Source organism: Streptomyces sp. NPDC039465 (assembly GCF_055639315.1).
On sequence record NZ_JBVKAP010000002.1, the window covers coordinates 671,091 to 697,693 of the forward strand.

Consider the following 26,603-nt stretch of genomic DNA (forward strand, 5'->3'; position numbering starts at 1 on the left):
GGGCCGGCGGGGTGGCGGGCGGAGGCGACGAGGCGCTCTGCACCGCGGACGGCGGGGCTGGCGGGGCAAGCGGCGGAGGCGGCGGGGCAGGGGTGCCTGGCGTGCTGGGAGCCGGGTGCGGGGGGACGGCGGATTGCGGGTCGAGCGCGGGGGCGGTCTCGGCGTTCCGTATTCCGTCGTCTTCCGCCGGATTGATGCTGAAGGGGTTGAGTGTCATGAGCGGGCTCCGTTCGTGGAACATCCGGTAGGCGTCCACCGTGGCTGTCTCGTGACGCGCTGGAAAGCGCACGTGAATACAACTAGTGCGTACTTCGCAGCACTGCGCCATCCGGAAGTGGCCCCGCTGGGCCGACGGGGCGAATACGAGGTCCCGCCAGGCCGTCGGTACGGCCCGCCCGTCGGCAGGGTTCACCCACAGGGGCGGACCGCCGTGCCCCGGCACGGCGAGTGGCATCTCACCCACCGCGTCGCCGACCGGTACCGCGCCGGGCGCGTCTTCCTCGCCGGGGACGCCGCGCACACGCTGTCGCCCTCCGGCGGCTTCGGGCTCAACACCGGCATCGCCGACGCCGCCGACCTGGGCTGGAAGCTCGCCGCCACGGTGGATTGCTGGGCCGGGCCCCGGCTGCTCGACACGTACGAGAGCGAGCGCAGGCCGATCGCGGTGGAGAGCCTGGAGGAGGCCAATCTGAACCTGCAGCGCACCCTGCGCAGGCAGGTGCCGCCCGAGATCCACCTGGACGGGCCCGAGGGCGAGTGGGCCCGTACGGAGCTGGCCAGGCGGCTGGAGAGCAGCGGTGCGCAGCGGGAGTTCGACGCCCCGGAGATCCACTTCGGGCTGCGCTACCGCTCCCCGACCGTCGTCGAAGACCCCGCCGTGCCCGTACGCCATGGCAGGCCGGACGCCGACTGGCGCCCCGGCAGCGAGCCGGGATACCGCGTCGCGCACGCCTGGTGGGACGCCACCACGTCCACGCTCGACCTGTTCGGGCAGGGGTTCGTCCTGCTGTGCTTCGCCGAGCACGCTCAACTCGCCGGGTTGGAGCGGGCGTTCGCCGATCGGGGCGTGCCGCTGACCGTGCGCGGCGGCGACGGGGAGGTCGCCAAGCTCTACGAACGGTCCTTCGTGCTGGTCCGCCCGGACGGCCATGTGGCATGGCGAGCCGACGATCTACCCCAGGACCCGGCGGCGTTGGCCGACGCGCGAGCCGGAGCCGCAGTCGGCACACGCCCGCGTCCGCGTCCCGGCGCACCGCGCACCGCTCTCGGCGGTCAGGACGGCCATCTCGTTGATCCCTGATCCCTTTCGTGTCCGGTCCGCTCAGACCGAGCGTGCTTACCGCCCCGCCGCCCTCGCGCGATCTTGACGCCCTGGCCCGCGGTCCGTACGGATCCTTGGCGCCTGGCACCCAAGGGACCTCTGTGGCGCCAATGCGGGGCCGCGCGGCGCCACCGAGCCGCCACTTGGCGCACGACTGGTGCCACATGGCGCCACATCGGCTTGCCATGGCGCCATTTTGGTGCCACTATCAACACATGGACCTGACCCCCTATGTCGATCACCTCCGCGGCGAGCTCGCGGTCGCCGCGGCCGCCGGCGGGGACGAGGCGCGCGCTCTGGCCGAACGGCTGACCGCGCCGCTGGAGTCGGCCGCCCGGCTGACCCTCCTGAACGCGTTGTCCGCCGCCTCGGTGGAGATCACCCGCGAGCTGGCCCCGGGCTCGGTGGACGTTCGGCTGCGGGGTCTCGATCCCGAGTTCGTGGTGACGGCGCCGCCCGCCGCGGAGGAGTCCGCCGAGGGACCGGCCCACATGACCTCACCGATGGCACCATCGATGGCGCCAGTGGCGCCATCCGCCGTGGACGGCGAGGAAGGCGCCACGGCCCGCATCAACTTCCGGCTCCCGGCCCACCTCAAGGCCCGCGTGGAGGAGGCGGCCGGACAGGAAGGGCTGTCGGTCAACGCCTGGCTCGTACGGGCGGTGGCCCTTGCCCTGGAGCCGGGCGGCGGAGCACCACAGCCGGCTGCCCGCCCCCCGCGCCCGGGTCAGAGCTACCAGGGCTGGGTCCGTTAGCCGCCCCCATCTCCCGCACCACCGCCCCACCTGCGCATTTACCCATCGAAGCCACGAGGACGGGACAGCCATGCCTTCTTACGAAACCCCCGAACCCATCACCGCGATCCTCGAGTTCGACTTCGGCACCGTGCGGATCGCCGCGAGCAAGCGCGCCGACACGGTCGTCGAGGTGCTGCCGAGCAACGGCGCCGACGACACCGACGTACGGGCCGTACAGCAGACCAAGGTCACGTACGCCGGCGGCACCCTGACCGTCAAGGGGCCCAAGAAGCGCTCCGTGTTCGGCAAGAGCGGATCGATCGAGGTGACCGTCGAACTCCCCGCGGGCTCACAGATCCGGGCCACCTCCCCCATGGGGGACTACGTCTGCGAGGGACCGCTCGGCGAATGCCGCATCAAGACCTCGCTTGGCGACATCCGGCTCGACGAGGGCGCCGCGGTGAATCTGCGCACCAGCCACGGCGACATCCATGTCGACCGGGCGGTGGGCGAGGCCGAGATCCATGGGGCGGGCCGGATCGACATCGGGGAGATCACGGGCGGGGCGACCGTCAAGAACGGCAACGGCGAAACCGAGATCGGCGAGATCAGGGGTGATCTGAAGGTCAACTCCGCCAACGGCCGCATCACGGTGGGCGTCGCGCACGCCTCGGTCGAGGCCCGGTCCGCCAACGGCGCGATCCGGGTCGACGAGGTGGCCCGGGGTGTGATCAAGCTCCACGCCGCCGCCCACGACATCGAGGTCGGCATCCGGGAGTCCACCGCCGCCTGGCTGGACGCCCACACCAAGATCGGCAAGGTCCGCAACACGCTCGGTGCCGCCGAAGGCCCCGGCTCCTCCGACGACACCGTCGAGATCCACGCCCGTACCGGCACCGGCGACATCGTGATCCGACGCGCCTGATCTCTCTCCCCCGCACCACCCGACAATCACACCAGGCACCTCTCGCACCACCAGTGACACCACGAACAGGCCCGTGTGGCATGTCACGGTGACATGTCACACCTCACAGAGAGATGTGACCGCATGACCGCGCCCACCCTCACGGCCCCGTCGGCGATCTCCGCCCTGGGACTGCGCAAGTCCTACGGCGACAAGGTCGTCCTGGACGGCATCGACCTGAGCATCCCCGAGGGCAGCATCTTCGCGCTGCTCGGCCCCAACGGCGCCGGCAAGACCACCACCGTCCAGATCCTGTCCACACTCATCGCCGCCGACGGCGGCCAGGCCCAGGTGGCCGGACGCGATCTGACCCGCGAACCCGACGGCGTACGCGCCGCCATCGGCGTCACCGGCCAGTTCGCCGCCGTCGACAACCTCCTCACCGCCGAGGAGAACATCCTCCTCATGGCCGACCTTCAGCACGTGCCCCGCGCGGAGGGCAGGCGGCGGGCCGCCGAGCTGCTGCGCCGGTTCGAGCTGACCGAGGCCGCCCGCAAGCCCGTCAGCGCCTTCTCCGGCGGTATGCGCCGCAAGCTCGACCTGGCGATGACCCTGGTCGGCAACCCCCGGATCATCTTCCTCGACGAGCCGACCACCGGCCTCGACCCCCGCAGCCGCCGCACGATGTGGGAGATCATCCGCGACCTCGTCGTCACCGACGGCGTGACGATCTTCCTCACCACGCAGTACCTGGACGAGGCCGACCAGCTCGCCGACCGTATCGCCGTCCTCGACCAGGGCAGGCTGGTCGCCGAGGGAACGGCGGACGAACTCAAGCGCCTCATCCCCGGCGGGCACATCCGCCTCCGGTTCGCGGATCTCACCCAACTCGACTCCGCCGCACGGCACTTCGGCGCGGCCGCGCGCGATCCCGAGGAGCTGACGCTGCGGATCCCCAGCGACGGCAGCATCCCGACTCTGCGCGCCGTACTCGACGTCCTGGACGACGCGGCCGTACGGGCCGAGTCCCTGACCGTGCACACGCCCGACCTGGACGACGTCTTCCTCACCCTCACCGGTCACGGCACCCCCGACACCACCACGGAGATGGCCCGATGAGCTCCCTCGCGTACGCCGTCAGCGACTCGATGACCATGCTGCGGCGCAACCTCAAGCACGCACAGCGCTATCCGGCGATGTCCCTGTCCGTCGTCATCATGCCCGTGATGATGCTGCTGCTGTTCAACTACGCCTTCGGTGGAGCGCTCGGCGCAGGCATCTCCGGCGGGCCGGCCGGCGGCGGCTCGTACATCGACTACGTCGCGCCCGGCATCATCCTGATGACCGCGACCGCCGGGGCGGTGGGCACGGCGGTCGGTGTGTGCGTCGACATGACCGAGGGCATCGTCAACAGGTTCCGTACGCTGTCGATCTCCCGCGCCGCGTTCCTGACCGGGCACGTCCTCGGCAGCGTCATCCAGACCCTGGTCGCCATCGCCCTGGTGATCGGTGTCGCGCTCGCCATCGGCTTCCGTCCCGACGCCTCCGTCGTCGAGTGGCTCGCCGCGATCGGCCTGCTCACGCTGCTCGCCCTGGCTCTGACCTGGCTGTCGGCCGGCATCGGCCTGGTGTCCAAGACGCCGGAGTCGGCGAGCAACACGCCGATGCCGCTGACCTTCCTACCCTTCCTCGGCAGCGCCATCGTCCCGACCGACTCGATGCCGACGGGACTGCGCTGGTTCGCCGAGTACCAGCCCTTCACGCCCGCCATCGAGACCCTGCGCGGCCTGCTCATGGGCACCGAGATCGGCAACAGCGCGTACATCTCGCTCGCCTGGTGCGTCGGCCTCACCCTCGTCGGCTACCTCTGGGCGCGTTCCGCCTTCGGCCGCACCGCCACGTAGCAACCACCGCTTGCCTTCAACCCATGGACCGGACACCGCAGTTCACCGCACGCCACTTCCCACGGAGGACACCATGCAGCACGAACCGTCGCTCACCGAGCCGGTTACGCTCCCCACGCAGCGCGCCGCCGGCTGCCCCTTCGACCCGCCGACCGGCCTGGCGGAGCTGCGCGAGCAGCGGCCGCTGACCCGGATGACGTACCCCGACGGGCACGTCGGCTGGCTGGCCACCGGCTACTCCACCGTGCGCTCGATCATGGGCGACCCCCGCTTCAGCTCGCGGTACGAGCTGATGCACCACCCCCTCCCGGGTGGGCCCGAGGGTCCGCTGCCGCCCGCCCCCGTCGGGGACATGACCGGGATGGACGCCCCCGAGCACACCCGCTTCCGGCGGCTCCTCATGGGCAAGTTCACCGTCCGCCGGATGCGCCAACTCACCGAGCGCGTCGAGGAGATCACCGCCGAGCACCTGGACGCCATGGAGCGCCGCGGGCCCGGCACCGACCTGGTGCAGGCCTACGCCCGGCCCATCCCCGCGCTGATGATCTGCGAACTGCTCGGCGTCCCGTACGCCGACCGCGAGCGCTTCCAGAACCACGCCCACACGATCATGTCCATGGATGTGCCGCCCGAGGACCGGTACGCGGCCATCGTCGGCCTCCAGGAGTACATGGCCGAACTGGTCGCCGCCAAGCGCGCCGCGCCCTCCGACGACCTGCTCGGCGACCTGGCCCAGGACTCCGACCTCACCGACGAGGAGCTGGTCGGCGTCGGCGGGTTCCTGCTCGCCGCCGGTCTCGACACCACCGCCAACATGATCGCCCACGGTACGTTCGCGCTGCTCCGCAACCCGGCCCAGGCCGAGGCCCTGCGCACCGACCCGGACCTCGCGCCCCAGGCCGTGGAGGAGCTCATGCGCTATCTGACCATCGCCCACACCAGCGTGAAGTCCGCGCTGGAGGACGTGGAGCTGGACGGCCAGGTGATCAAGGCGGGCGAGAGCGTCACCATCTCGTTCGAGGCCGCGAACCGGGACCCGGAGCGGTTCCCCGACCCGGACGTCCTCGACCTGCACCGCAAGGCCACGGGACACCTGGGTTTCGGGCACGGCATCCACCAGTGCCTGGGCCAGCAGCTGGCCCGCGTCGAGATGATGGTGGCCCTGCCCGCGCTGCTCGGCCGGTTCCCCACGCTGCGCCTCGACGTCCCGGCCGAAGAGGTGCCGCTGCGGACGGACATGAGCATCTACGGTGTGCACCGGCTGCCGGTCACGTGGGACGAGGACTGATCCCATGGACGTCCGTGTCGATCGCGACCGGTGCATCGGGGCCGGAATGTGCGCCCTCAACGCCCCCCAGGTCTTCGACCAGGACGAGGACGAGGGCCTGGTCGTCCTCCTGAACGCCCGCCCGCCGCAGGAGCGGCACGCGGCGGTCCGTATCGCCGCCGGTGTGTGCCCCGCCGCGGCCATCACCGTCACGGAGCGGGGAACCTCCACCGCCTCGTAGGCGCGGCCCCCTCCACGCGCGTCGCCCCCGGGGCGACCGCCTCTCCCCGCGGGCAACTCCCCGCCGCCGGGCCCCGGCTGCAGCGGTTCACACCACCGCCCCGGGTGACTCCGCCCGTACACCGCCGCCCAGGCCCCCGGCCGACACCCGATGCGGCCCAGCCCGCGGGGTGCGCGACCGAGCACCTCTCGGAATCACCGTCCCGCCGCCGACGGCACCTCGCGTATACCGCCGGCGGCGGGAGCACCCCGCCCGGCCCCCGCCCATTCACCACCTCCATCTTCACCTTCACCTTCACCGACAGGACCTCCTTCATCGTGGCTACCTTCCTCTCCCATCTGGGCCGCTTCGCCTTCCGGCGGCGGGGCCTGGTCGTCGTCCTGTGGCTTCTGGCCCTCTTCGGCGCGGGCTTCGCGGCCAAGGCCGCCCCCGCCCCGCCCGCCGACACCTTCTCGATGCCGGGTACGGAGTCGCAGAAGGCGTTCGACCTCCTCCAGCGGAAGTTCCCGGACGCCCGCGCGGACGGCGCCACCGCCCGCGTCGTCATCCGCGCCCCCGGCGCCGAGAAGATCACCTCCCCCGCCCGTAAGGCACAGGTCGAAGCGCTCGTCGCCGATCTGGCCAAGGCGCCTCAAGTCGCCGGTGTGGCCGACCCGTTCAAGGCGAACGCCGTGAGCGGCGACCGTACGACGACGTATGCGTACGTCACGTACGAGACGCAGGCGACCGAGCTGACCGACGCCGCGCACAAGGGGCTCACCGACGCGATGGAGCGGGCCCGGGACACCGGACTCGCCGTCGAGGCGGGCGGCGACGCCGTCAAGATCGAGCAGACGATGGGCGGTACGGGCGAGCAGATCGGCATCCTCATCTCCGCCGTCGTCCTCCTCCTCACCTTCGGCTCCCTGATCGCCGCCGGCATGCCGCTGCTGACGGCCCTGATCGGCGTCGGCATAGGCATCAGCGGCATCACCGCGCTCGGCAGCACGCTGGGTCTGTCGTCCACCACGTCGACGCTGGCGATGATGATCGGCCTCGCGGTCGGTATCGACTACGCCCTCTTCATCGTCTCCCGCTACCGTTCCGAGATCGCCGAGGGGCGTGAGCGGGCGGAAGCCGCCGCACGCGCCGTGGGCACCGCGGGCTCGGCCGTCGTCTTCGCCGGACTCACCGTGATCATCGCCCTGGCGGGTCTCGCGGTGGTGAACGTCCCGATGCTGACCAAGATGGGCCTGACCGCGGCCGGCACGGTCGCCGTCGCCGTACTCGTCGCGATCACGTTCGTGCCCGCGCTCCTCGGCTTCGCTCCCGTCAGGGTCCTCGCCCGCCGCGATCGCAAGCAGTACACCGGCAAGCCGCTGTCGAAGCGTCAGCAGCGCAAGGCCGACAAGCGCGCGGCCCGCCGCAAGCCCAACCTCGGCGCCCGCTGGGCGGGGCTCGTGCTGCGCCACCCGGTCGCCGTCCTCCTGATCGGCGTGGTGGGTCTCGGCGCGGTCGCCGTGCCGGCCGCGAGCCTCGAACTGGGGCTGCCGGGCGAGGGCACCATGGCTCCGCACACCACCCAGCGCAAGGCTTACGACATGCTGTCGGACTCCTTCGGGCCCGGCTTCAACGGGCCGCTGACGGTCACCGTCGAGGCGAAGGACGCGAAGACGGCATCGGAGCAGGTCCGTACGGCGCTGAAGGATGTCCGCGGCATCGACGCCGTCTCCCCCGCCACCACCAACCCGTCGGGCGACACCGCCCTCGTCAACGTCATCCCCGGCACCGGTCCGACGGACACGAAGACCGAGGACCTGGTGCGCGCGCTGCGCGGCATGGCGGGCGGGCTCGAGTCCCGCACCGGCGCCACCGACATCATGGTCGCCGGTCAGACCGCGATGTTCATCGACTTCTCGCAGACCCTGGACGACGCGCTGCTCCCCTACCTCGGCCTGGTCGTCGGTCTCGCGTTCCTGCTGCTGATGCTGGTCTTCCGCTCCGTGCTGGTGCCGCTCAAGGCGGCCCTCGGGTTCCTGCTGTCGGTGGGCGCGGCCCTCGGCGCGGTCGTGGCCGTCTTCCAGTGGGGCTGGCTCGCCGACCTCGTCGGCGTCGACCAGCCGGGCCCCGTCATGAGCACCCTGCCGATCTTTATGATCGGCGTGGTCTTCGGCCTGGCCATGGACTACGAGGTCTTCCTGGTGTCCCGGATGCGGGAGGCGTACGTCCACGGCGCCCGCCCCGGCGAGGCGGTCGTGACCGGATTCCGGTACGGCGGCCGGGTGGTCAGCGCGGCCGCGGTCATCATGACCAGCGTCTTCTCCGGCTTCATCATGGAGGACAACGACTTCGTCAAGATGATCGGCTTCGGCCTTGCGACCGCTGTCCTCTTCGACGCCTTCGTCGTCCGCATGGCCATCGTGCCCGCGCTGTTCGCCCTGCTCGGCAGGTCCGCCTGGTGGCTGCCGAAGTGGCTCGACCGGCTCCTGCCGAACATCGACGTCGAGGGCGAGAAGCTGGCGCAGCGGCCCACGGCGCCCTCGGCGCACTCCGCACGCGAGAGCCACCTCGTGGGCTGACCGCACACCACGCCCCTTCGGCCCGCCGGCCGGCCCGACCCCCGGGCCGGCCGGCACCTGGCGTCAGCGGTGCGTGCCCGGGCGGTCGAAGCGGAGGACGGTGTCGACGTCCCGGCGCAGGGCGTGGGCGGTGGGCGGCGGGGCGTAGGAGAGGCGGAACAGAAGCAGTTCGGTCTCGTCCGGGTGCCGGGGGACGAGGGCGGAGAGGCGCTTGCGCAGGGTGTGCAGGGTGGCGGTTTCGGTCGCGTCGAGTCCGGTGCCGTCGCCGTCGCCGCGCTCGATGCGGGCGAAGAGGTAGAGCAGGGCGGTGACGGGCTGGAAGCCGATGCCCAGGGATGCCGCGGTGAGCCAGAGTCGTTGCAGGGCTCTGCCGCCGTCGAAGTGGGCGCGGGGGCTGGTCCTGTGGGTGGTGAGGCAGCCGACCGCCGAGGATGCCGCGACGCTCCTCCGCGCTCCTTCCTCGAAGGCGCGGCCGCCGCCCATGTGCCGGACGAACGCGAGGTGGGGCCAGTGACGGGCGAGGGACAGGCCGGCCAGGTCCGCGCCGTCCGCTTCGAGGGTGGCGATGTCGATGCCGTCCCGGGTCGTCCGCACCTCCTCGGGGGTCCAGCGCAGTTCGCTCATCATCTCCTGGTGCAGGCGCGGGGACAGCATGCGCAGCCGGTCGCCGGCGCCCAGGATCCGACCGGTCTCGGCCAGCTCGGTCCGGTCGGTGATCAGGTGCAGACGTGCGTCGCTGTCGGCCGCGCAGCGTAGGAGGGCCTGCCGGTGGGGCTCGTCCAGGGGGCGGGCGGGGCCGTGGCGCCGGTTGGTGGCGCGGCGCTCGATCCAGTCGAACAGCTCGGGCCGTGGGGTGTGCGGGGCCCGGGAGAAGGTGAGTTCGCAGACGAGACCGGGGTCGGCCGGGTCGGGGAAGGGGCGTACGTGGCAGGCCCAGCCCGCGGCCTGTGCCGCGAGGTCGATGTTCTCGACGGCCGCTCCGATCGCCAGCCGGGTGGCGCTCCCCTCGACGTCGAGCAGCGTCCGCGGCTGTGTGTCGTCGGTGCGGCAGCGCAGGACGTCACCGCGGGCGAGGAACGTCCAGGGCTGGACGTTCCCCCCGGAGGGGGCCTGGATTCCGTACGCGACGAGGCGGCGGACGCCTTCCTCGCCCAGGACGTCACCGGGGCCGGGCAGGACGAGCGGGGAGGTGCGGCTCTTCGCCCCGGCGCCTGTCTCGGGGCTGGGCGGCGCGGCTGGCGCCGGGTGGGCCTGTGCTCCGTCGCGTACGAGCTCCGCCGGGTCGACGAAGAAGCGCCCCGAGGCGGTGAACTGCCCGAGCAGGACACGGCGGGCCGTGTCGGTGAGCACGGCGGCGCCGAGGGCCACCCCCGAGGCGAGCTGGGGCCACGAGGAGAGCGTGTGCCCGATCTCCATGAGCGAGGGTGCCATGCGCGGGGAGAGGTTCTCCGGGCCGAGGATCCGCAGGACGTGCGGCACCTTCTCGCGGACCGTCAGCCCCTTGAGGTCCGCGGCGGCCACCCCGTCGATCAGGCCGTGCAGCAGGGGCCGGTCCGGTTCGAGGTCGTAGCGTTCCACGTCGAGCATGCCGCGCTCGTTGGTCTCCATCAGCACCGCGATGCCGTGTGCCCGGGCCCGTTCCCGCGCGAAGACCTTGATGTAGAGGTCGTCGCACTCCTCGATGAAGAGATCGGCACGTCCGTCGCCGGTGAGGAACGCGTCGACGCTGTCCTCGGTCAGGCCTTCGGGCCATATCGCTATGTCGAGGTAGGGGTCGATCTCGTACATCTGCCGTGCGGCGATGACCACTTTGGGCAGGCCGATGTCGGTGACCGCGGCGCGCAGGCGGTTCAGGTTCGAGAGGGAGAGCCGGTCGAAGTCGGCGAGCCGGAAGCGGGTGCCGACGCCTTCCTGGGCGAGGGTGTACGCGCTGGCGGCGCCCACGGAGAGGCCCGCGACGGCGATCGTCCTGCCGGTGAGGCCGGCCTGTTCCGCCGCTGTGATCTTGTACTGGTTGCGGGACTGGCGCAGCTCGCGGTACTCCGGCTCGGGCAGGACGTGCGCGAGCTGCCGTGACCACGGGTACCAGACCCAGGTCCCGTACTCCAGTTGTGGCTGCCCGTCGAGGTGCGCCTCCACCGCCGTGGCGAGCTCTTCGGCGCTCGGACGCCAGGCGGGGCGGCGGGCGGAGAGCAGCTCCGCCAGCTGTTCGGCCAGGGTGTCCCGTACGGCCGTCGCCTCACCGCGGGCCAGGATCCCGGTCAGCTCCGACCGCTGCCCGGGGGCGCTCGCGGCGAACAGCCGCGGACGCCAGGGGCGTTCGCCGTCGGCCGCCCGGGCGGCGGAGTTGATGTGCGCTTCCAGACTCATCGGGCACCTTCGGCAGGTCGGGTCGGGGCGAGGGGGCGGGCGGGTGTCAGGGTTCCGGCGAGAGCAGCGAGGGTTCGAAGAGCCGCAGACCGAGCTGGTCGGCGCAGGCGCGCAGGACCGGCTCGGGTATGCGCCCGCGGGTGCTCCTCCACTCCTCGCCCAGCGCGCACAAGGCCCGCGCGAGCCGCGCCTCGCGGTGGTGGAACGCCTCGATCGGGTCGAGGGACCAGTAGGAGGTGACGCCGGGCAAGGGGACGTCGGCCAGCGGGTGTTCCCACCGCCATCGGTAGCCGCAGCGTTCGTACGTCCCCGTCAGCCGGGCCGAGCAGCTGGCGAGGAGCGCCGTGGCACCACGGGCTTCGGCGGCGGCGATCCCGGCGGCCACCAGCGCGGTGACGAGATGGCGTCCCCGCCAGTCCGGCGCCACCCACGCTCCGCCGATCTCCGCCACCACCTCCCCCCGGGCGCGGGCCCGGGCGACGGCGGACGCGACGTCCGGGCTGCGCAGATGGATCTCGGAGGGCAGCTCCCCTCGGACGCCGTGGTGGATACGTACGCCGCCCAGGAGCCGGCCGTCGTCGACGGCCGCCACACAGCTCAGCGCGTCGGCGCCCACGCGTGGATCGCCCTTGCCGAACCTCACCATCGCCTCGTGGCCGCGCCGGGCGTACGCCCTCTCCTGTTCGACGAGGAAGTCGAGGTAGAAGGGGTCGTCGAACTGGACGTCGAAGAGCTGAAGGTGCATGTGGTCCCCCCTCACCGGCGGTCAGCGCAGTGATCACGTACACGTCCGGTCCCGAGAACAACGCGTCCTCTCACACACGGCGCCGGCCCGGACGGCCATCATGCCCGACGGTCTGCCCGCCGTGGGAAGCGGCGACCGGCAACTCCTCACGGATCAGCGGGCGTTGTCGGCCAAGACCGACAGCAGGGCGTCCACAGCAAGGGGATAGCCATGCTGGGTGGCGGCGGCGAAGCCGACAAGCAGGCCCGGCACGCCGGCCGTCGGCCCGTGGCGAAGCTCGGCGAGGCCTCGGAGCGCGATACCCCGGTTCACGCACTCGGCCAGGAGCCGGTCCTCGGCAGGGCCATCGGCGGGGAAGGTGACGAGGGTGTGCAGGCCGGCCGGGACGCCGTGGGGAGTAACGGCGGGAATGGCAGTCAATCGTTCGAGGAGGAGTTCGCGCCGGCGCCGGTAACGCAGGCGCGCCGCGCGGACATGGCGGTCGTAGGCGCGAGTGGTGATCAGGTCGGAGAGGACGAGCTGGCCCAGAGTCTCGGTGTGGAGATCGGTCTCCTTCTTCGCCTTCACCACAGGACCCACGAGATCGGGTGGCAGGGCCATCCAGGACAGACGCAGGGCCGGCCCGAGGGTCTTGGACGCGGTGCCGCAGTAGACGACATGGCCGGGAGCGAATCCCTGCAAGGCGCCGACGGGCTGACGGTCGTAGCGGAACTCGCCGTCGTAGTCGTCCTCCACGACCAGCCCACCTGTGGAACGCGCCCATTCACACAACTGATGACGGCGCTGAGGATGCAGAGGAACTCCGGTCGGATACTGGTGGGACGGAGTGACGATCACTGCTCCGGTCCCCGGCGCGAGCGTCTCCACGCGCGCGCCCCAGCCGTCGACGGCCAGCGCCCGGGTGGTGTGTCCGGCTCGCTGGACAAGTTCCCGGTACACGTTGTGCCCGGGATCCTCCATCGCGACGGCCCTGTGTGATCCGAGGACACCGCTCAGCAGCTGGATCGACTGGTAGAAACCGGAAGTGACCACTATCCGGTCCGGCGTGGTGATCACTCCCCTGGTCCGTCCGAGGTACTCGGCGAGCGCGGCACGCAGTTCGAGCCGTCCCTGCGGGTCACCGACGCCGAAGACATCCGGCCGGGCCGATGCCAGCACCCGTCGAGTGGCAGCGAGCCAGGCGCGAACGGGGAAGGCACTGACGTCGGGCAGCCCAGGGCGCAGGTCGTGGCGAGGGGCTGTCGATGCGGGGAGAGGATTCAGCGAGGGCGGGCGGGAGGTCGGCACGTCGGCGACGCTGGTGCCCGAACCGGGGCGAGTGGTCAGGTAGCCCTCCTCGACCAACTGGTCATAGGCGGCGCTGACAGTGCCCCGCGAGAGTCCCAGCTCCTTCGCCAGCCCCCGCGTGGAGGGCAGGAGCGCCCCTGAAGCCAGCCTCCCCGTCCGAACCGCTTCACGTAGGGCGGACTCAAGGCCCAGCCGTCGCCCGCCCGCGGCAGCGACCTCAAGGTGAAGGTCGAACCCGGTACTGGACCAATGATTCGGCATGAAACTGGATCTTACTTATGGTCCGGTCGCTCTCTAGGTTCACATCACAGCCCGCACGCAGAGCGCGGGTACCAGCGCCCGAGATCCGGGGAACGGACGGAAGGACTCTGAGCCGTGGCCGTGATTGCCCACGTGAGTGACATCCACATCGACGACGAGCGGAGCATCGCCCGGACCAAGGCGGTGATGGACTACCTGGAGGCCCTGCCGTACGACCTCGATGCCCTCGTGGTGACCGGAGACATCGCCGACCACGGCCTCCTGGCCGAATACGAGCAGGCCCGGGAGTTGCTGCGCTCCCGCCACCCGGTGCTGGTCTGCCCGGGCAATCACGACGACCGCGCCGCCTTCCGGCGGGGTCTGCTCGGTCGGCCGGGATCGACGGAGCCCATCAACCGGTCATATCGCGCCGCCGGTATCTCCATCATCCTGTGCGATTCGTCGGTACCCGGGACCGACGAAGGGTTCATCGAGGACGAGACCCTGCTCTGGCTGGAAGACGTTCTCGCCCGGAGCCCGAGCGACGTACCCGCCCTCATCGGTTTCCACCACCCGCCGGTCCCGCTGCACACCCCGTACGTCGACGGCCTTCGCCAGTACGGAGAGCAGCGCCTCGCCGCCGTCGTCGACCGGCACCCCCAGGTCGCCGCCTTCCTCTGCGGGCACGCCCACACCGCGGCCGCCACCACCTTCGCCGGCCGTCCGCTCCTGGTGGCGCCCGGCGTCGTCTCGGCCCTCAGGCTCCCATGGGAGCCCCACGGCCACCCGATGGACCACGTCCACCTCGATCTTCCGCCGGGGCTCGCCTTCCACGTCCTGGACGAAACCGGGCGCCTGACGACCCACTACCGGACTGTTGCCCCATGCAGGTCAGCTACGAGAGTGCGCGCAGGAATGGCCTGATGGTGCGGACGAGTTCCTCGGGGCGATCAAACTGCGGCGTGTGTGCGCCCGGGGTCCGCACCACCTCGGTCCCGAGTCGGGCGGCGAGCCAGGCGGCTGCTTCCTGGAAGTAACCCGGTGATTCCTGGCCGACCAAGACCCGGGCGGGGGCGATGATGCCGGCGAGCGTCACATCGTCGGGGCGGTAGGACTCGAACAGCCCCATCTCGACGCCGAAAAGGGTCTCCCCGTTCGAGGCCATCCTCTGGCGCAGGTCCGGGTCCAGGCGATCCCAGGTGTCGTCGCCCGCGGCGAATCGCATGAAGTGCTCTACGGCCGCCTGAGGCCCCCCGGCGGCCATCCCCGCTTCGACGACCGGCCTCACGACGGCCTGGGCCTCGCCCGGGTCCTCCAGCACCGAGAAGAGCGTGATCTCGTGCAGGAGGGCGCCGCGGACGACACCGGGATGGCGGATGAGCAGGTCGAGGGCGGTGACCGCCCCATAGCTGTTGCCGAACACGGCGGCGGGAGCGAGCGCTAGCGCGGTAAGAAGTGCCGCGGCGTCGTCGGCCTGCTCAGCTACAGAGGTGGTCTCCCACCCGCTGGGGCGGGGGCTGCGGGAGTTGCCGCGCCTGTCGTAGGTGACCACGGTGAATTCGTCGGCGAGCAAGTCCGCGACTCGGTCGAAGTATCCGGCATCGCCGGTCGCGCCGGAGATGAACAGCACCGAAGGGCCGGCGCCCCGAAGCTCGTAGTAGAGGTCTGTCTCGTTCACGGCAATCGACGGCATAGCGACTTCCTTAGCTGGACGAGGGCCTTCGCGCCTCTGCCAGATACTGCTGCTCCTGCTGCCTGTACCCGTCGGGCGCGGCGCGCGGTGTCGCCTGCGGATGGGCGCGTCGAGCGGCCAAATGGCGGCCGCCTGCTGCCCCACCGATGCCCCCTCTACGGCGGTCTACCACACCACCATCTGGGGGCTCACCGCTCTGACCCTCGTTCTCCACCCCCCGCTCCCTGCTGTGGTGCCTCGCCGGCACCTTGCCCGGCGGCGGGAAGCTGAGGCGTCGCGGGAGTGGGATCCGTGCCGAGTGATTCTCGCGTGGGGCGTCCCACCACGGGGGCCGGCGCGGTGCGCCAACAGGTGGCGGGCCAGGGCGAGTGCGGCAAGCAGCGCGACGGGCACGCACACGCCCCACCAGCCGGTCTTGCTCCAGACGCGTATCCCGAGCCAGGAACCTGCGCTGCCGCCCAGGTAGGCGCAGGTCATGTAGGCGGTGTTGAGCCTGCTGCGGGCGTCGATGTGCAGGGCGTAGACGCGGACTTGATTGGCGACCATGCCGGACTGCATCGCGGTGTCGAGGAGCAGCGTGCCGAGGGTCAGGGCGGCCAGACCCAGCGCGCCGCCCCGGGCGCCGAGGGTGAGGGTGGCGGCCGAGACGAGGGCGCCAAGCATGCAGCCAAGGTTCACCGGGTCGGGGCCGTAGCGGTCCACCAGACGGCCGGCAGGCACCGGGTTACGGCGTCCGGCCGGGGGCTGTTGCTCCTCCCGTCCGTGTTCGCACACAAGCCCGCGCCCCCCGTCAGCCCGGACGAGCCGCCAAGCCTCGTCTATCCCAGCCGGGGAGTAGCCACGCTGTGGGGCTCGGAGATGCCGACCGCCGACCCAACCGCCCTGGCGTCTCTGCTCAGTTCATCCCGAGCGAGACTGCTCAGCCTCCTGGAAGAGCCGCTGCCCACCGTAGAGCTCGCCCGCCGTCTCCGGGTCACCCCAAGCGCTGTCTCCCAACACCTGCGTGTCCTTCACACCACAGGACTGGTCACCAGGACACGTGACGGACGGGTTGTGTTGTACCGGAGAAGCACGCTCGGCGACCGACTCACAACCACCGCCACGAGACCGCGAACTCACGACAGTTGAGGAACGGCTGCACCTGCCCTGGCGCAGGTCCGTACGGTTGGGTGGTGCGGGCCGCTCACTGGAACTCCGTACGTCAGGGCTCAGGCGTACGGCCCTCAATCCCTCGTTCGGTGCCCTGACGCGGGTCAGCTAATGTCCGGCCCTATGATCACCCAACCGCAGCCCCGACGCCGGGGTCGGATCAGAGCGGCACTCGTTGCTCTGTCCTCGCTGGCGGCATTGGTATCCGGCGGTCAGCAGGCCCTCGCCGCCGACCCGGCCCCCATCAAGGACGAAGGAAGGCCGTTCACGGCCCAGTCTGCGTCCCCGTTCACGCTTCATCCGCGTGAGATGCCCGGTGTCGACGCCGGGGACACGGCGCGGGGGGTGATCGAGGCGGCGGAGGCGAAGGGCCTCGTGACGCGGGTGTCGCCGGCGAGCGTCGCGCAGTCGAACGAGAACGCCGGCCGGCCCCTGTGCCACAGCACCGGCCTGAACGGAACGTTCAAGTACAACGGGTTCTGCTGGAGCGGTGGCGATGATGCCAGCAGTGCCTGGTCCGAACAGGGCGGCTGGCATCCGCAGGGGTTCACCGCCTCGCACGACGCCGACGCCAGCGGCACGGTGGACGGCCACCACCTGTACATGGCGACCTGGTACTACGGCACTGCGGGCCCGGACAGCAGCCGCAACAAGAAGGCCCGGGTCTCCATCCTCAAGTCGACCGGCACGCAGTGGACCTACGGGCACGTGCTGCTCGTCCGCCCCACGGGCAGCCGGGCCAACCCCGGATACACCGCGGTCACCGACGTCCACGCCGACGCGATGGTCTGGTACGGCGACAGGCTGTTCGTCGCCAACGGCGGTGAGCTGCAGATCTACGACCTGAACCACCTGTGGAAGGTGAACTACGACGGGCACAGGTGGGTCCTTCCCATGGTCGCCCGCTACTCGAACCGCACCAAAGCCGAGCAGGACGCTGCGTACAATCCCAAGCCCGACCTCGACAAGAGCAGCAACATGAACTGCGATGTCAGGACGTGTCTGAACGCCCTGAGCCTGGACCGCACCGTGTCACCGCCGCAACTGGTGTCCGGACGCTACGGGAAGACCGCAGACGCGCGCGATGTCGTCCGCTGGCCGATCGCGCCCTTCGTCGAGAACGGCACGTCCACGGTCTCCGCGACAGCCGCCTTCGCGGCTCCCGTCCATCAGCTGCAAGGCGTGGCGACCGACGGCAAGTACTACTACATGTCCGCCCAATGCGACACGGGCTACATGGGCGACGGCAACACTGAGGACAACCTCTCCTACTCCTGCATCTGGCAGGCCGATGCGGACGGCGGCCCCGTCTCGATCCTCACCCGCGCACCCGCCCTGACGCAGAACCTTTCCTACTCGACCCAATCGGGCCGACTGTGGGGCATGAACGAGCAGACCAACCACCGCGTCGTCTTCTCTCTGCTCCCCCGGGAAGCGGACGACTACCGTTACGTGTACAACGAGTACAGCCTCCTGTGCGCGGGCGCGGCAAGCAAGATCGACAACAGCACGCCGGTCATCCAGTGGGGCTGCAACAACGCCAAGGACGAACGCTGGAAGCTCGAGGACACCAGGGACGGCAACGGCACCTTCTTCCTCCGCAACATCTACTCGGGCAAGTGCATGGGTACCGCCAGCAGCACCGCGAATGGCGCCGGCATGATCCAGTACACCTGCAACGGCGCCGCTGACGAGAAGTGGACGTACAGCGAGACCACCCGCGAGCTGCGCAACGTCCACTCGGACAAGTGCCTGGGCCTGGGCGCCGGCGCCACCAAGGGCAGCCAGCTGATCCAGTGGACCTGCAACAGCGCGCAGGACGAACGCTGGACCATTTCCAGAACCGCACCCAGCGTCTGACCCGCACACACTGACCGGAACGGCCCGCCCGTACAACTGGCGGGCCGTCGCCGTCGCGCCGCCACCGCGCCTGACGAAGCCGACCATCACGGAGCGCGGGTGAACCGCATCAGCTTCGCCACCCCGACAGCGCCCAGGAGGACCTCTCGCTTGGACTTGTCCGGCTCACAGCCGGCGCCGACGAAAACGCCGAGGGCCGGTTCCTCGATCCGGGCCCGACCTTCATGATTGCGCGGCAGCAGTCGGGCCCGACATCCCTCGGCATGATCCCGCAGGCGGACGAGGCGAGGCGCGAGAAACGTCGTACAGCCCCGAGCTGCTCAGCATGACCGACAGCGGGTTCGTCGCACAGCTCTCTCTCCGACGCCCGTTGTTTCGCGATGCAGGACGAGGACGGGACGACCAGGACGTACGTCCTCGACGCGGTGACCCACGCCTTCGCCGTGCTCACGCAGAACCACGACGGCACGTGGATCGTGCGGCAGGGCGGCGCGGACCGACTCTGGGACCGGGTCGAGGAATCCCTCGCGCTGTGGCACGCGGCCGATGCGCCACCACCAACCGACTTCGGGCTCACCGTCCGCGGCGCCGTACAGCGCGTATGGATGGGCACACCGGACGGTCCCTCCTGGTCCCTGCCCGCGTAGAGACACACCCTCGCGGTGGCAACCGCGTCTCACGCTCACCCGAACCTATGGCGTGCGCATATGCGGTTGAAGGGTGTGGCAGGCAGGCACGTGCTTCGCTTGAGAGGTCGTCAAATCCGCCGGTAGAAAACTGCGTCGCTCATCACACTCGCACGGCTGGGCGACGACACGATGTCACCCCAACGGTGCTCCACACTGGAAGGGCGACAACCGTGCCCCGGCCCACTGTCCGGGCTAAGTTGTGCGGCATGAGCAACCTTGACCGTCAGGCCGCGCCGACCCTCTGCGGCGGCCGCGGATTCGTCGTCGCCGAGCCGGTGCGCGAGCTGCTAAGCCCTCGCCGCGTCCAGCTCGGCGAGTCAACAGAGGTACGCCGGCTGCTCCCCAACCTCGGCCGCCGCATGATCGCTGCATGGGCTTTTGTTGATCATTATGGGCGCGACGACATCGCGGACGAGCCCGGCATGCAGGTGCCCCCGCACCCGCACATGGGGCTCCAGACCGTCAGCTGGCTCCACGAGGGCGAGGTGCTGCATCGCGACAGTACGGGCAGCCTGCAGACGATCCGCCCCCGCGAGCTCGGGCTGATGACCTCGGGCCGGGCGATCAGCCACTCGGAAGAGAGCCCCCGCCCCCACGCCCGCTTCCTGCACGGCGCCCAGCTCTGGGTCGCCCTGCCCGAGGCCCACCGTCACGTCGAGCCGCACTTTCAACACCACGCGGACCTCCCTCAGGTGACCGCCCCGGGCCTGACCGCCACCGTGATTCTCGGCGAGCTCGACGGCGCAGAGTCCCCCGGCCATACGTACACCCCGATCGTGGGCGCCGACCTCACGCTCGCCCGCGGCGCCGAGGCTCGTCTGCCGCTCGTCCCCGACTTCGAGTACGGCGTGCTCTCCATGTCTGGCGAGGTACACGTCGACGGCGTCCCAGTCCTGCCCGGCTCGATGCTCTACCTCGGCTGCGGCCGCACCGAACTCCCCCTGCGCGCCGAGTCCGACGCCGGGATCATGCTGCTCGGCGGCGAGCCCTTCGCCGAGGAACTGATCATGTGGTGGAACTTCATCGGCCGCACGCAAGACGAGATCGAACAGGCGCGCGCGGACTGGATGACCGGCACCCGCTTCGGCGAGGTCAAGGGCTACGACGGCGACCGGCTGTCGGCGCCCGAGCTTCCGCCCGTACCGCTCAAGCCTCGCGGCCGCGTCCGGTGAGAGAGCGGGCTCTCACCTGTTTACGCAGGTGAGAGCCCGTCCTGCCGCGTCTGTGCTTTGGGGTAAGTGTCAACGAACGCCCAGGCGCCGACCATGCGGCGGCCGAGGTTGGGGAGCAGACGGTGTACCTCGGTCGACTCGCCGAGCTGGACGTGGCGGGGACTGAGGAGCTCCCGCACCGGCTCGGCCGCGACGAAACCGCGGCCGCCGCACACGGAGAGCGCGGCCTGGCGATCAAGATTGCTCATGACGCTCAACCTATTCCCGAGAGGGGCTCCGACGGGCCGGTACCCACGCGAAAATAGTAGTGGAATATTCAACCACGCGGGGCGGGTTGAGGGGTGCGGAAGGTACGAACCAAGCGACATGGGAGGCGTCCGTGAGCGAGACGAGCAGCGGGACGTACTACGAGTACGGAACGGCCGCCGAACGCTGGGACCGCGCGCAGCTCTTCTTCGACGCCAAGGAGTACCTCACGGCGGTACGGATCCTGCGCGGCCTCGTCGCCGAGGTGCCCGAGCAGACCTCGGCGCGGCTGCTGCTCGCCCGCGCCTACTACCACTCGGCGCAGCTGGGGCGCGCGGAGACCGAGCTGCGGGCCGTCCTGGAGCGCGATCCGGTCGAGCACTACGCCCGGCTGATGCTCGGCCGCACCCTGGAGCGGCAGGGCCGGGCCGCCGAGGCCGCGCCCCATCTGCGGCTCGCCGCCGCGATGTCCGGGGAGCAGCCGCCCGGCCCGGACGCCTGACCTCGCCGACCGCCGGCACCCGGGCCTTGAGGGGTTCAGGTCCCGCCGAGGCGGTCCAGCAAGGCCGGCAGGTCGGCGAAGGAGTCGATGACGTGGTCCGGGGTGCCGTCGGCCGCCTCGACGGCCTCCGGGAGGTACTTGCCGGTCTTGACCAGGACGCCGGTGACGCCCGCGCGCTGGGCGGCCAGGACGTCGGACTCGACGTCGTCGCCGACCATGAGGGCGTCCGCCGGGTCCGCGCCGAGCCGGGCGAGGGCGGTGGCGAAGAACGCGCCCGAGGGCTTGCCGGTGATCTCGGCCTCCACGCGGGCGGCCCGTTCGAGGCCGAGCAGGAAGGCGCCCGTGTCGAGGTCGAGCCCCTCGGCGGTGCGCCAGTAGAGGTTGCGGTGCATGGCGACGAGCCGGGCGCCGTGCTGGACGTGCCGGAAGGCCTGGTTGAGGGCCTGGTAGGTGAAGTCGGCGCCCGCGCCGCCGAGGACGACCACGTCGGCGCCGGACGCGTCCGCCTCCACCGCGTCGACGAGCCGCACGCCGTCGAGGTCGGCCGTCACGTCCCCGGTGTTGATCAGGAGGCAGCGGGCGTCCGGGTGATGGTCCCGCAGGTAGGCGGCGGTGGCCGCCGGGGCGGTCAGGATGTCGTCCGCGCCGACCGGGAAACCGGCTCCGGCCAGCCGTTCGGCGATCACAGCGCGGGTCTTCGAGGTGGTGTTGGTGACCAACGCCAGCGGCATGCCGTCGGCGCGCAGCCGCTCCATCGCCGCGACCGCCCCGGGGAGCGGTTTCCACGAGACGGTGAGGACGCCGTCGACGTCGATCAGGAGCGCCCGGACAGGACCCGGGTCCGACGGCGCACGCTGCGTACTCTCCATGGAACCGACCGTTGCCGACTTGCGCGGGGAGCGCAAATGGGGTTGCGTCGAAGTAGGTGTGGACGTGGTGTCTGTTCCCCTGGTTGGGGGTGAACCACCGTGCTGTTCACCGATCGGACGGACGCGGGCCGCCGCCTCGCCGAGGCGCTGCGGCATCTGGAGAAGGAGGACCCCGTCGTCCTGGGCCTGCCCAGGGGCGGGGTACCGGTCGCCTTCGAAGTGGCCCACGCGCTCGGCGCGCCCCTCGATGTGATCGTCGTCCGCAAGCTGGGGGTGCCGTACCACCGCGAGCTGGCCTTCGGGGCCATCGGTGAGGGTGGGGTACGGGTGGTCAGCGACGACATCGTCCGGCGCAGCGGCAGCGACCGCGCCGACCTGATGGCCGTGGAGGAGGCCGAGCAGGCCGAACTGGAGCGCCGGGCGGCCCGGTTCCGGCAGGCCAGGGAGAGGGTCCCGCTGAGCGGCCGTACGGTCGTGGTGGTGGACGACGGCATCGCCACCGGTGCCACGGCTGCCGCCGCCTGCCAGGTTGTACGGGCCCAGGGCGCCGCCCGGGTCGTGCTGGCCGCGCCGGTCGCCCCGCCGGACGCCGTGAGCCGGCTGCGGCCCGCCGCCGACGAGGTGGTGTGTCTGTCGACACCGGCCGGGTTCCGCGCCGTCGGCGAGTGGTACCAGGACTTCTCCCAGACGGAGGACGAGGAGGTGCTCGCGCTGCTCGCGGAGGCGTCGGCGTGGGTGCCGGTAGAGCAGGACACAGCACGGGGCTCCGCCCCGGAGGAGGCGGGGGACGTGGGTGGGCCGGTCGAGGTGGACGTCGGCGACGGGCTGCGGCTGGCCGGGGATCTGACGCTGCCGCCGGGGGCGTCGGCGGTGGTGATGTTCGCGCACGGCTCCGGCAGCAGCCGCCACAGCCCCCGCAATCGGGCGGTCGCCGAGGCCCTCAATGGGGCCGGGCTCGGCACGCTGCTGTTCGACCTGCTCACACCCGCCGAGGAGGCGGACCGGGCCCACGTCTTCGCCGTCGACACGCTCGCCGAGCGCCTGCGGGGCGCCACGCGCTGGCTGAGGGGCCGTGGGCATGCCGCCATCGGCTACTTCGGGGCGAGCACGGGCGCCGCGGCCGCGCTGCGGGCCGCCGCCGCGCCGGACGCGGCGGTCAAGGCCGTGGTCTCCCGCGGCGGCCGCCCCGACCTGGCCGGCCCCGCGCTCGCGGACGTACGGGCGCCGACGCTGCTCGTCGTGGGCGGCCGAGACACCCTGGTCCTCGACCTCAACCGGCAGGCGGAGGCGGAACTGCGCTGCGAGAAACGCCTGGAGGTCGTCCCCGGCGCCACGCACCTCTTCGAGGAACCGGGCGCCCTGGACGCGGTCGCCCGCCTCGCACGGGACTGGTTCACGTACCACCTGACCCCCGGGGCACGAGCCTGAGGCCGGACGGGGCGGCGGCCGATGGCGGCGGCGAGCGGCAGGGCCCTTACGGCCGGGCCGAGCGGCCGCCCCCTCGCAGCAGCCGCGACCATGCGCCGTTACCGATTGCCCCCGCGGCACGGGGGCCGGGCCGCCCTGTCTCGGGGCAGCCGATGGCTGCGCCAAGCGGCGCGGGCCTTACGGCCGGGCCGAGCGGCCGCCCCCTTCGCGGCAGGCGCGACCATGCCCCGTTACCGACTGCCCCGGGCACCCGCCTGGCGGCCGCCCCCTCGCGGCAGCCGCGACCATGCGCCGATACCGACTGCCCGCCGGGCACCCGCCTGGCGGCCGCCCCTTCGCGGAAGCCGCCACAATGGCCCGTACCGACTCCGGGGGGAACCCAGATGCGCCTGCGCTGCGCCGTGCTCGACGACTATCAGAACGCCGCGACGACCGTCACCGACTGGTCTCCCGTCGCTGATCGGGTGGAGGTCGTCGCCTTCGCCGCGCACCACCGACCGAGGACGAACTCGCCCTGGCGCTGGTCGACTTCGACATCGTGGTCACGCTGCGCGAGCTCGTCGCCTTCCCCGCCACGCTGCTGTCCCGGCTGCCCCGGCTGAAGCTGCTCGTCGCCTCCGGCATGCGCAACTCCGTCATCGACTACGCGGCCGCCGAGGCGGGTGGGGTGACGGTGTGCGGCACCGCCAGCTCTTCGACGCCTCCGGTCGAGCTGACCTGGGCGCTGCTGCTCGGCCTGTCCCGGGGCATCGTCCCGGAGAACAACGCGCTGCGCGCGGGCGGCCCTTGGCAGAGCACGGTCGGCGCCGACCTGTACGGCCGCCGGCTCGGTCTGCTGGGCCTTGGCAAGATCGGCAGCCGGGTGGCCGACCGGTGCGGACGTCGACGCCGTCCTTACCGCGCTCACCGCCCGCGCCGAGGAACTGGAGCCGGTCGACACCGCGGCGGCCAAGCACCTGCATGAGGAGATCCACCCGCAGGTCGCCGCGTACGCGGCGGCGCTGGAACGGGCGGGCTACCCGCCGCGCCTGTTCTTCTCCCGCACCTTCGCCATCGACACCAGCCAGATCGTCAACCAAGGCCGCGCCGAGAACCTGTTCCGCGGGCTCGCCGCCACCAACGGTGAGCCGATGACCCCACGGGAGGAACGCGGCTTCGGCCAGGCCAGCCTGTCCACCGTCCGCGGCCCCATCTGGCGGATCACTCCGGTCCCGCTCACCCCCACTGGGCACCTGCCGATCGCAGTGGCGGGGAAGAAGAACCCGGCCGCGAGTGCGCCGAGCCTTCTGGTGGAGGAGCTCGACCCCTGCCACCACTCCCCGGTGATGCGCGCCACCGGCTGCCGGCTGCGCCGCCAGGTTCTGCGTCTGCCGGACGGCTGGATCGAGCACACCAGCATGAAGGAGGGACGCGAGGCGCACGCCCTGCCGGGTCTGCCTGCCGCCTGACCTTCCGGAACCAGAAACAGCCCCGGGCCCGGGCGGGTGAAGCCGGGGCAAAGCCCGCCCGGCCCCCGAAGGCGGCCGAGATACTGACGGCCATGACGAACAACCCAACACCCGCCCCGTTCTCCCGGATCAAGATCCGGACCGGGGCGCTGGTGTTCTGCGGCGACGACGTCGCCCTCATCCGACGCGACCGCGCTGACTCCACCCACTACACCCCGCCCGGCGGCAACGTCGAGGACGGCGAAGACCTCGGCGTCGCCCTCGCCCGTGAACTCGCCGAGGAACTCGGCCTGGACACGCCACAGGCCGAAGGCGGGGACCTGCTGTGGGTCGTCGACCAGCGCGTCACCCGCCCCGGCCCCACCCCGCCCCCGCGCAAGCTCCACCTGATCTACCGCTTCCACATCAGCCCCGACGTCCGCGCGACGCTCGCCGAGCAGGAGCTGGACGAGCTGCCCGACGGAAGCCACGAAGTCGGCGTGATCGAGTGGATCGACTACCGCAAGACCGCCGAGCTGCCGATCTTCCCGCCCATCGGCCCCGCCCTCGCCGCCCTCGCCGGCCCCCGTGCCGCCGTCGCCAGCGCCGCCCTGGACGCCGTCACCGACGCGAACTACACCTGGGTCTGACCGATGAAGCCGGTGAACACGCGCAGATCACAGGATGCGGGGCTTCGGCCGATCGGCCGGAAGCCCCGTCACGACGACCGCGCCGCGTCTTCGGGACGGGGGCGTCACCCGTACGGCGGGCCCGCCGCTGCGGGCGGAGAACCCTTGGACCGGGCATGACGGCCCCGGTGTCCTATCTCTGACCCACGGTGCAAAGTAGCCTGGGCACCGTCTTCCGGCTGCTCAACAACCGAGGCATCTCCACCCGCCAGATCGCGGGTGACGTCGGCATCGCCCAAGGGCGGCTGTACGACTACATGAACGGCAAGAGCCGGGTGGAGAAGCTGACGGTGTTCGAGCAGATCGCCGACGCCTTCCACATCCCTGGCCACCTGCTGGGGCTGGCCCGACGTTCCTGGGAGCCGGCAGCTGCGGTGCCGCAGCACCAGCACGCCGACCGTCCGCCGCCGGACGGCGACGATCTCGCGGCCATTAGGGCCTGTGTGAAAGTGCTGGTAGGCGGGTTGTTAGGGTCCGGTCATGGTGCGTCTGAAGATTGAGATATCCGTCCCGGAGAGTCATGCAGATGTAGTGATCGAGGCTCTCCATGCGGCTGGGGCGGGCCGGGTCGGCGAGTACGCGCGGTGTTCCAGCGTATGGAGGGTGACCGGCAACTGGCAGCCGTTGCCCGGCTCGCAGCCGTATGACGGCGAGGTGGGCGTCGTGCAGCACGGTGAGGAATGCAGGATCGAATCCGTCTGTGATGCGGAGCAAGCCCGCGCCGTCCAGCAAGCGGTCCGCGATGCCCACCCGTACGAGGAAGCGGTCATCCACTTCCTTCCCCTGTACGAGCCGTGATTCAGCCGACAGACGCACGCATCACAGCCACTCGTTGATGGCTGCGACGAGGGCGGTGGTCTCGTAGCGGACGGCAAGTTTGATGCCCCTATGGATGTCAAGCAGCTGATCTTGGCTCGTCCGTACTCGGTCGGAGCGTGATGATCGTCTGGTAGATCTCGCGGGTGACGTAGCGTTTGAGGCAGCGAATGGCTTCGCGGCGTGTCTTGCCTTCGCAGACTCGGCGGTCGACGTAGGCGCGGTTGCGAGTGTCCCAGCGCATCCGGGCCAGGACGCGTCGGGCCGTTTGCGCGGCCGCCCCAGCCCTTGTCGGGGCACCCGGATGCGCTCCAGGACCGGTTCGAACTGCGGAGAATCCCCGCGCTGCCCGGCCCTGATCACGATCGACATTGGCTTCTGGCCCTGCTCGACCGCGAGATGGAGCTTGGTGGTCAGACCGCCCCGTGAACGCCCGAGGCCGTGGTCGTCCCGCTCGGTCTCAACGCCACCGGGCGGCTCCTTCTGGAG

23 protein-coding genes and 4 pseudogenes are annotated in these 26,603 nt (G+C 71.2%); 20 read left to right on the plus strand and 7 right to left on the minus strand.

Going from position 1 to position 26,603, the window contains the following annotated elements; all coding sequences use genetic code 11:
* Nucleotides 1–445 precede the first annotated feature (445 nt).
* The 8 genes and pseudogenes from ACZ7LT_RS09275 to ACZ7LT_RS09310 all read left to right on the plus strand — a co-directional run.
* Nucleotides 446–1,300: pseudogene (locus ACZ7LT_RS09275) on the plus strand (FAD-dependent monooxygenase); the annotation flags it as partial.
* Between the two features lie 236 nt (nucleotides 1,301–1,536).
* Nucleotides 1,537–2,076: a hypothetical protein gene (locus tag ACZ7LT_RS09280; RefSeq protein ID WP_471235367.1), complete on the plus strand. Its 540-nt coding sequence runs from the start codon at nucleotides 1,537–1,539 to the stop codon at nucleotides 2,074–2,076.
* Nucleotides 2,077–2,146: 70 nt separating this feature from the next.
* Nucleotides 2,147–2,983 (plus strand): DUF4097 family beta strand repeat-containing protein, encoded by an 837-nt coding sequence (locus ACZ7LT_RS09285; RefSeq protein WP_471235368.1) that lies wholly within the window; start codon nucleotides 2,147–2,149, stop codon nucleotides 2,981–2,983.
* Nucleotides 2,984–3,106: 123 nt separating this feature from the next.
* Complete coding sequence (locus ACZ7LT_RS09290) at nucleotides 3,107–4,081, plus strand: ATP-binding cassette domain-containing protein (protein WP_471235369.1); 975 nt, start codon at nucleotides 3,107–3,109, stop codon at nucleotides 4,079–4,081.
* On the plus strand, nucleotides 4,078–4,866 hold the full coding sequence (locus tag ACZ7LT_RS09295) for an ABC transporter permease (RefSeq protein WP_471235370.1): 789 nt from the start codon (nucleotides 4,078–4,080) through the stop codon (nucleotides 4,864–4,866). The genes ACZ7LT_RS09290 and ACZ7LT_RS09295 overlap by 4 nt, the downstream gene beginning before the upstream one ends.
* 73 nt (nucleotides 4,867–4,939) lie before the next feature.
* The gene (locus tag ACZ7LT_RS09300; protein WP_471235371.1) at nucleotides 4,940–6,154 is read left to right on the plus strand and encodes a cytochrome P450; all 1,215 of its coding nucleotides are present in this window, start codon (nucleotides 4,940–4,942) and stop codon (nucleotides 6,152–6,154) included.
* 4 nt (nucleotides 6,155–6,158) lie between these two features.
* Complete coding sequence (locus ACZ7LT_RS09305) at nucleotides 6,159–6,374, plus strand: ferredoxin (RefSeq protein WP_471235372.1); 216 nt, start codon at nucleotides 6,159–6,161, stop codon at nucleotides 6,372–6,374.
* Between the two features lie 317 nt (nucleotides 6,375–6,691).
* On the plus strand, nucleotides 6,692–8,932 hold the full coding sequence (locus tag ACZ7LT_RS09310; protein WP_471235373.1) for an MMPL family transporter: 2,241 nt from the start codon (nucleotides 6,692–6,694) through the stop codon (nucleotides 8,930–8,932).
* A 63-nt stretch (nucleotides 8,933–8,995) separates the two neighbouring features.
* On the opposite strand, the gene ACZ7LT_RS09315 is transcribed toward ACZ7LT_RS09310, so the two are convergent.
* From ACZ7LT_RS09315 to pdxR, 3 genes are all read right to left on the minus strand, one after another.
* Nucleotides 8,996–11,302, minus strand: coding sequence for an Rv1355c family protein (locus ACZ7LT_RS09315; protein WP_471235374.1), 2,307 nt, complete (start codon nucleotides 11,300–11,302; stop codon nucleotides 8,996–8,998).
* A gap of 46 nt (nucleotides 11,303–11,348) precedes the next feature.
* The gene (locus ACZ7LT_RS09320; RefSeq protein WP_471235375.1) at nucleotides 11,349–12,047 is read right to left on the minus strand and encodes a GNAT family N-acetyltransferase; all 699 of its coding nucleotides are present in this window, start codon (nucleotides 12,045–12,047) and stop codon (nucleotides 11,349–11,351) included.
* Nucleotides 12,048–12,200: 153 nt separating this feature from the next.
* Nucleotides 12,201–13,595, minus strand: coding sequence for a MocR-like pyridoxine biosynthesis transcription factor PdxR (gene pdxR, locus ACZ7LT_RS09325; RefSeq protein WP_471235376.1), 1,395 nt, complete (start codon nucleotides 13,593–13,595; stop codon nucleotides 12,201–12,203).
* 114 nt (nucleotides 13,596–13,709) lie between these two features.
* Here pdxR and ACZ7LT_RS09330 point away from each other — a divergent pair, with 114 nt between their 5' ends.
* Nucleotides 13,710–14,498 carry a metallophosphoesterase gene (locus ACZ7LT_RS09330; RefSeq protein WP_471235377.1) on the plus strand — a complete coding sequence of 263 codons (789 nt, stop codon included), beginning with the start codon at nucleotides 13,710–13,712 and terminating at the stop codon, nucleotides 14,496–14,498.
* Here ACZ7LT_RS09330 and ACZ7LT_RS09335 read toward each other — a convergent pair.
* The gene (locus tag ACZ7LT_RS09335; RefSeq protein ID WP_471235378.1) at nucleotides 14,470–15,267 is read right to left on the minus strand and encodes an alpha/beta fold hydrolase; all 798 of its coding nucleotides are present in this window, start codon (nucleotides 15,265–15,267) and stop codon (nucleotides 14,470–14,472) included. The genes ACZ7LT_RS09330 and ACZ7LT_RS09335 overlap by 29 nt on opposite strands.
* Nucleotides 15,268–15,432: 165 nt before the next feature.
* Nucleotides 15,433–15,987 (minus strand): hypothetical protein, encoded by a 555-nt coding sequence (locus ACZ7LT_RS09340; protein ID WP_471235629.1) that lies wholly within the window; start codon nucleotides 15,985–15,987, stop codon nucleotides 15,433–15,435.
* Here ACZ7LT_RS09340 and ACZ7LT_RS09345 point away from each other — a divergent pair.
* The 4 genes and pseudogenes from ACZ7LT_RS09345 to ACZ7LT_RS09360 form a co-directional block, all read left to right on the plus strand.
* A pseudogene (locus ACZ7LT_RS09345) lies at nucleotides 15,976–16,395 on the plus strand (ArsR/SmtB family transcription factor); the annotation flags it as partial. The gene ACZ7LT_RS09340 and the pseudogene ACZ7LT_RS09345 overlap by 12 nt on opposite strands.
* Before the next feature lie 366 nt (nucleotides 16,396–16,761).
* Entirely contained in the window at nucleotides 16,762–18,276 is a 1,515-nt protein-coding gene (locus ACZ7LT_RS09350; RefSeq protein WP_471235379.1) for an RICIN domain-containing protein, read from the plus strand.
* Nucleotides 18,277–18,656: 380 nt separating this feature from the next.
* Nucleotides 18,657–18,923 (plus strand): hypothetical protein, encoded by a 267-nt coding sequence (locus ACZ7LT_RS09355; RefSeq protein WP_471235380.1) that lies wholly within the window; start codon nucleotides 18,657–18,659, stop codon nucleotides 18,921–18,923.
* Nucleotides 18,924–19,171: 248 nt separating this feature from the next.
* Nucleotides 19,172–20,137, plus strand: coding sequence for a pirin family protein (locus tag ACZ7LT_RS09360; RefSeq protein WP_471235381.1), 966 nt, complete (start codon nucleotides 19,172–19,174; stop codon nucleotides 20,135–20,137).
* 62 nt (nucleotides 20,138–20,199) lie between these two features.
* Here the strand turns inward: ACZ7LT_RS09360 and ACZ7LT_RS09365 are convergent.
* A pseudogene (locus ACZ7LT_RS09365) lies at nucleotides 20,200–20,385 on the minus strand (pirin family protein); the annotation flags it as partial.
* A 131-nt stretch (nucleotides 20,386–20,516) separates the two neighbouring features.
* Here ACZ7LT_RS09365 and ACZ7LT_RS09370 point away from each other — a divergent pair.
* Nucleotides 20,517–20,885 (plus strand): tetratricopeptide repeat protein, encoded by a 369-nt coding sequence (locus ACZ7LT_RS09370; protein ID WP_471235382.1) that lies wholly within the window; start codon nucleotides 20,517–20,519, stop codon nucleotides 20,883–20,885.
* A 35-nt stretch (nucleotides 20,886–20,920) separates the two neighbouring features.
* Here ACZ7LT_RS09370 and ACZ7LT_RS09375 read toward each other — a convergent pair whose 3' ends face one another.
* A complete protein-coding gene (locus tag ACZ7LT_RS09375; protein WP_471235383.1) occupies nucleotides 20,921–21,754 on the minus strand; it encodes an HAD-IIA family hydrolase in 834 nt (277 codons plus the stop codon).
* A gap of 99 nt (nucleotides 21,755–21,853) precedes the next feature.
* On the opposite strand from ACZ7LT_RS09375, the gene ACZ7LT_RS09380 reads away from it, so the two are divergent.
* From ACZ7LT_RS09380 to ACZ7LT_RS09405, 6 genes and pseudogenes are all read left to right on the plus strand, one after another.
* Nucleotides 21,854–23,182, plus strand: a complete 1,329-nt coding sequence (locus ACZ7LT_RS09380; RefSeq protein ID WP_471235384.1) for an alpha/beta fold hydrolase — start codon at nucleotides 21,854–21,856, stop codon at nucleotides 23,180–23,182.
* 383 nt (nucleotides 23,183–23,565) lie between these two features.
* Nucleotides 23,566–24,050, plus strand: a pseudogene (locus ACZ7LT_RS09385) (NAD(P)-dependent oxidoreductase); the annotation flags it as partial.
* A complete protein-coding gene (locus ACZ7LT_RS09390; RefSeq protein WP_471235385.1) occupies nucleotides 24,025–24,630 on the plus strand; it encodes a hypothetical protein in 606 nt (201 codons plus the stop codon). The pseudogene ACZ7LT_RS09385 and the gene ACZ7LT_RS09390, both read left to right, overlap by 26 nt.
* A gap of 92 nt (nucleotides 24,631–24,722) precedes the next feature.
* On the plus strand, nucleotides 24,723–25,259 hold the full coding sequence (locus ACZ7LT_RS09395) for an NUDIX domain-containing protein (RefSeq protein WP_471235386.1): 537 nt from the start codon (nucleotides 24,723–24,725) through the stop codon (nucleotides 25,257–25,259).
* Nucleotides 25,260–25,447: 188 nt separating this feature from the next.
* A complete protein-coding gene (locus ACZ7LT_RS09400) occupies nucleotides 25,448–25,798 on the plus strand; it encodes a helix-turn-helix domain-containing protein (RefSeq protein ID WP_471235387.1) in 351 nt (116 codons plus the stop codon).
* Complete coding sequence (locus ACZ7LT_RS09405; protein WP_471235388.1) at nucleotides 25,779–26,096, plus strand: hypothetical protein; 318 nt, start codon at nucleotides 25,779–25,781, stop codon at nucleotides 26,094–26,096. Before ACZ7LT_RS09400 ends, ACZ7LT_RS09405 begins: the two co-directional genes overlap by 20 nt.
* Nucleotides 26,097–26,603: the final 507 nt, after the last annotated feature.

Excerpts from the sequence above, each read along its gene's own strand:
- ACZ7LT_RS09280 (WP_471235367.1), top strand. The coding sequence starts at position 1,537 with ATGGACCTGACCCCCTATGTCGATCACCTCCGCGGCGAGCTCGCGGTC.
- ACZ7LT_RS09285 (WP_471235368.1), top strand. The coding sequence starts at position 2,147 with ATGCCTTCTTACGAAACCCCCGAACCCATCACCGCGATCCTCGAGTTC.
- ACZ7LT_RS09290 (WP_471235369.1), top strand. The coding sequence starts at position 3,107 with ATGACCGCGCCCACCCTCACGGCCCCGTCGGCGATCTCCGCCCTGGGA.
- ACZ7LT_RS09295 (WP_471235370.1), top strand. The coding sequence starts at position 4,078 with ATGAGCTCCCTCGCGTACGCCGTCAGCGACTCGATGACCATGCTGCGG.
- ACZ7LT_RS09300 (WP_471235371.1), top strand. The coding sequence starts at position 4,940 with ATGCAGCACGAACCGTCGCTCACCGAGCCGGTTACGCTCCCCACGCAG.
- ACZ7LT_RS09305 (WP_471235372.1), top strand. The coding sequence starts at position 6,159 with ATGGACGTCCGTGTCGATCGCGACCGGTGCATCGGGGCCGGAATGTGC.
- ACZ7LT_RS09315 (WP_471235374.1), bottom strand. The coding sequence starts at position 11,302 with ATGAGTCTGGAAGCGCACATCAACTCCGCCGCCCGGGCGGCCGACGGC.
- ACZ7LT_RS09320 (WP_471235375.1), bottom strand. The coding sequence starts at position 12,047 with ATGCACCTTCAGCTCTTCGACGTCCAGTTCGACGACCCCTTCTACCTC.
- pdxR (WP_471235376.1), bottom strand. The coding sequence starts at position 13,595 with ATGCCGAATCATTGGTCCAGTACCGGGTTCGACCTTCACCTTGAGGTC.
- ACZ7LT_RS09335 (WP_471235378.1), bottom strand. The coding sequence starts at position 15,267 with ATGCCGTCGATTGCCGTGAACGAGACAGACCTCTACTACGAGCTTCGG.
- ACZ7LT_RS09355 (WP_471235380.1), top strand. The coding sequence starts at position 18,657 with ATGCAGGACGAGGACGGGACGACCAGGACGTACGTCCTCGACGCGGTG.
- ACZ7LT_RS09360 (WP_471235381.1), top strand. The coding sequence starts at position 19,172 with ATGAGCAACCTTGACCGTCAGGCCGCGCCGACCCTCTGCGGCGGCCGC.
- ACZ7LT_RS09375 (WP_471235383.1), bottom strand. The coding sequence starts at position 21,754 with ATGGAGAGTACGCAGCGTGCGCCGTCGGACCCGGGTCCTGTCCGGGCG.
- ACZ7LT_RS09395 (WP_471235386.1), top strand. The coding sequence starts at position 24,723 with ATGACGAACAACCCAACACCCGCCCCGTTCTCCCGGATCAAGATCCGG.
- ACZ7LT_RS09405 (WP_471235388.1), top strand. The coding sequence starts at position 25,779 with ATGGTGCGTCTGAAGATTGAGATATCCGTCCCGGAGAGTCATGCAGAT.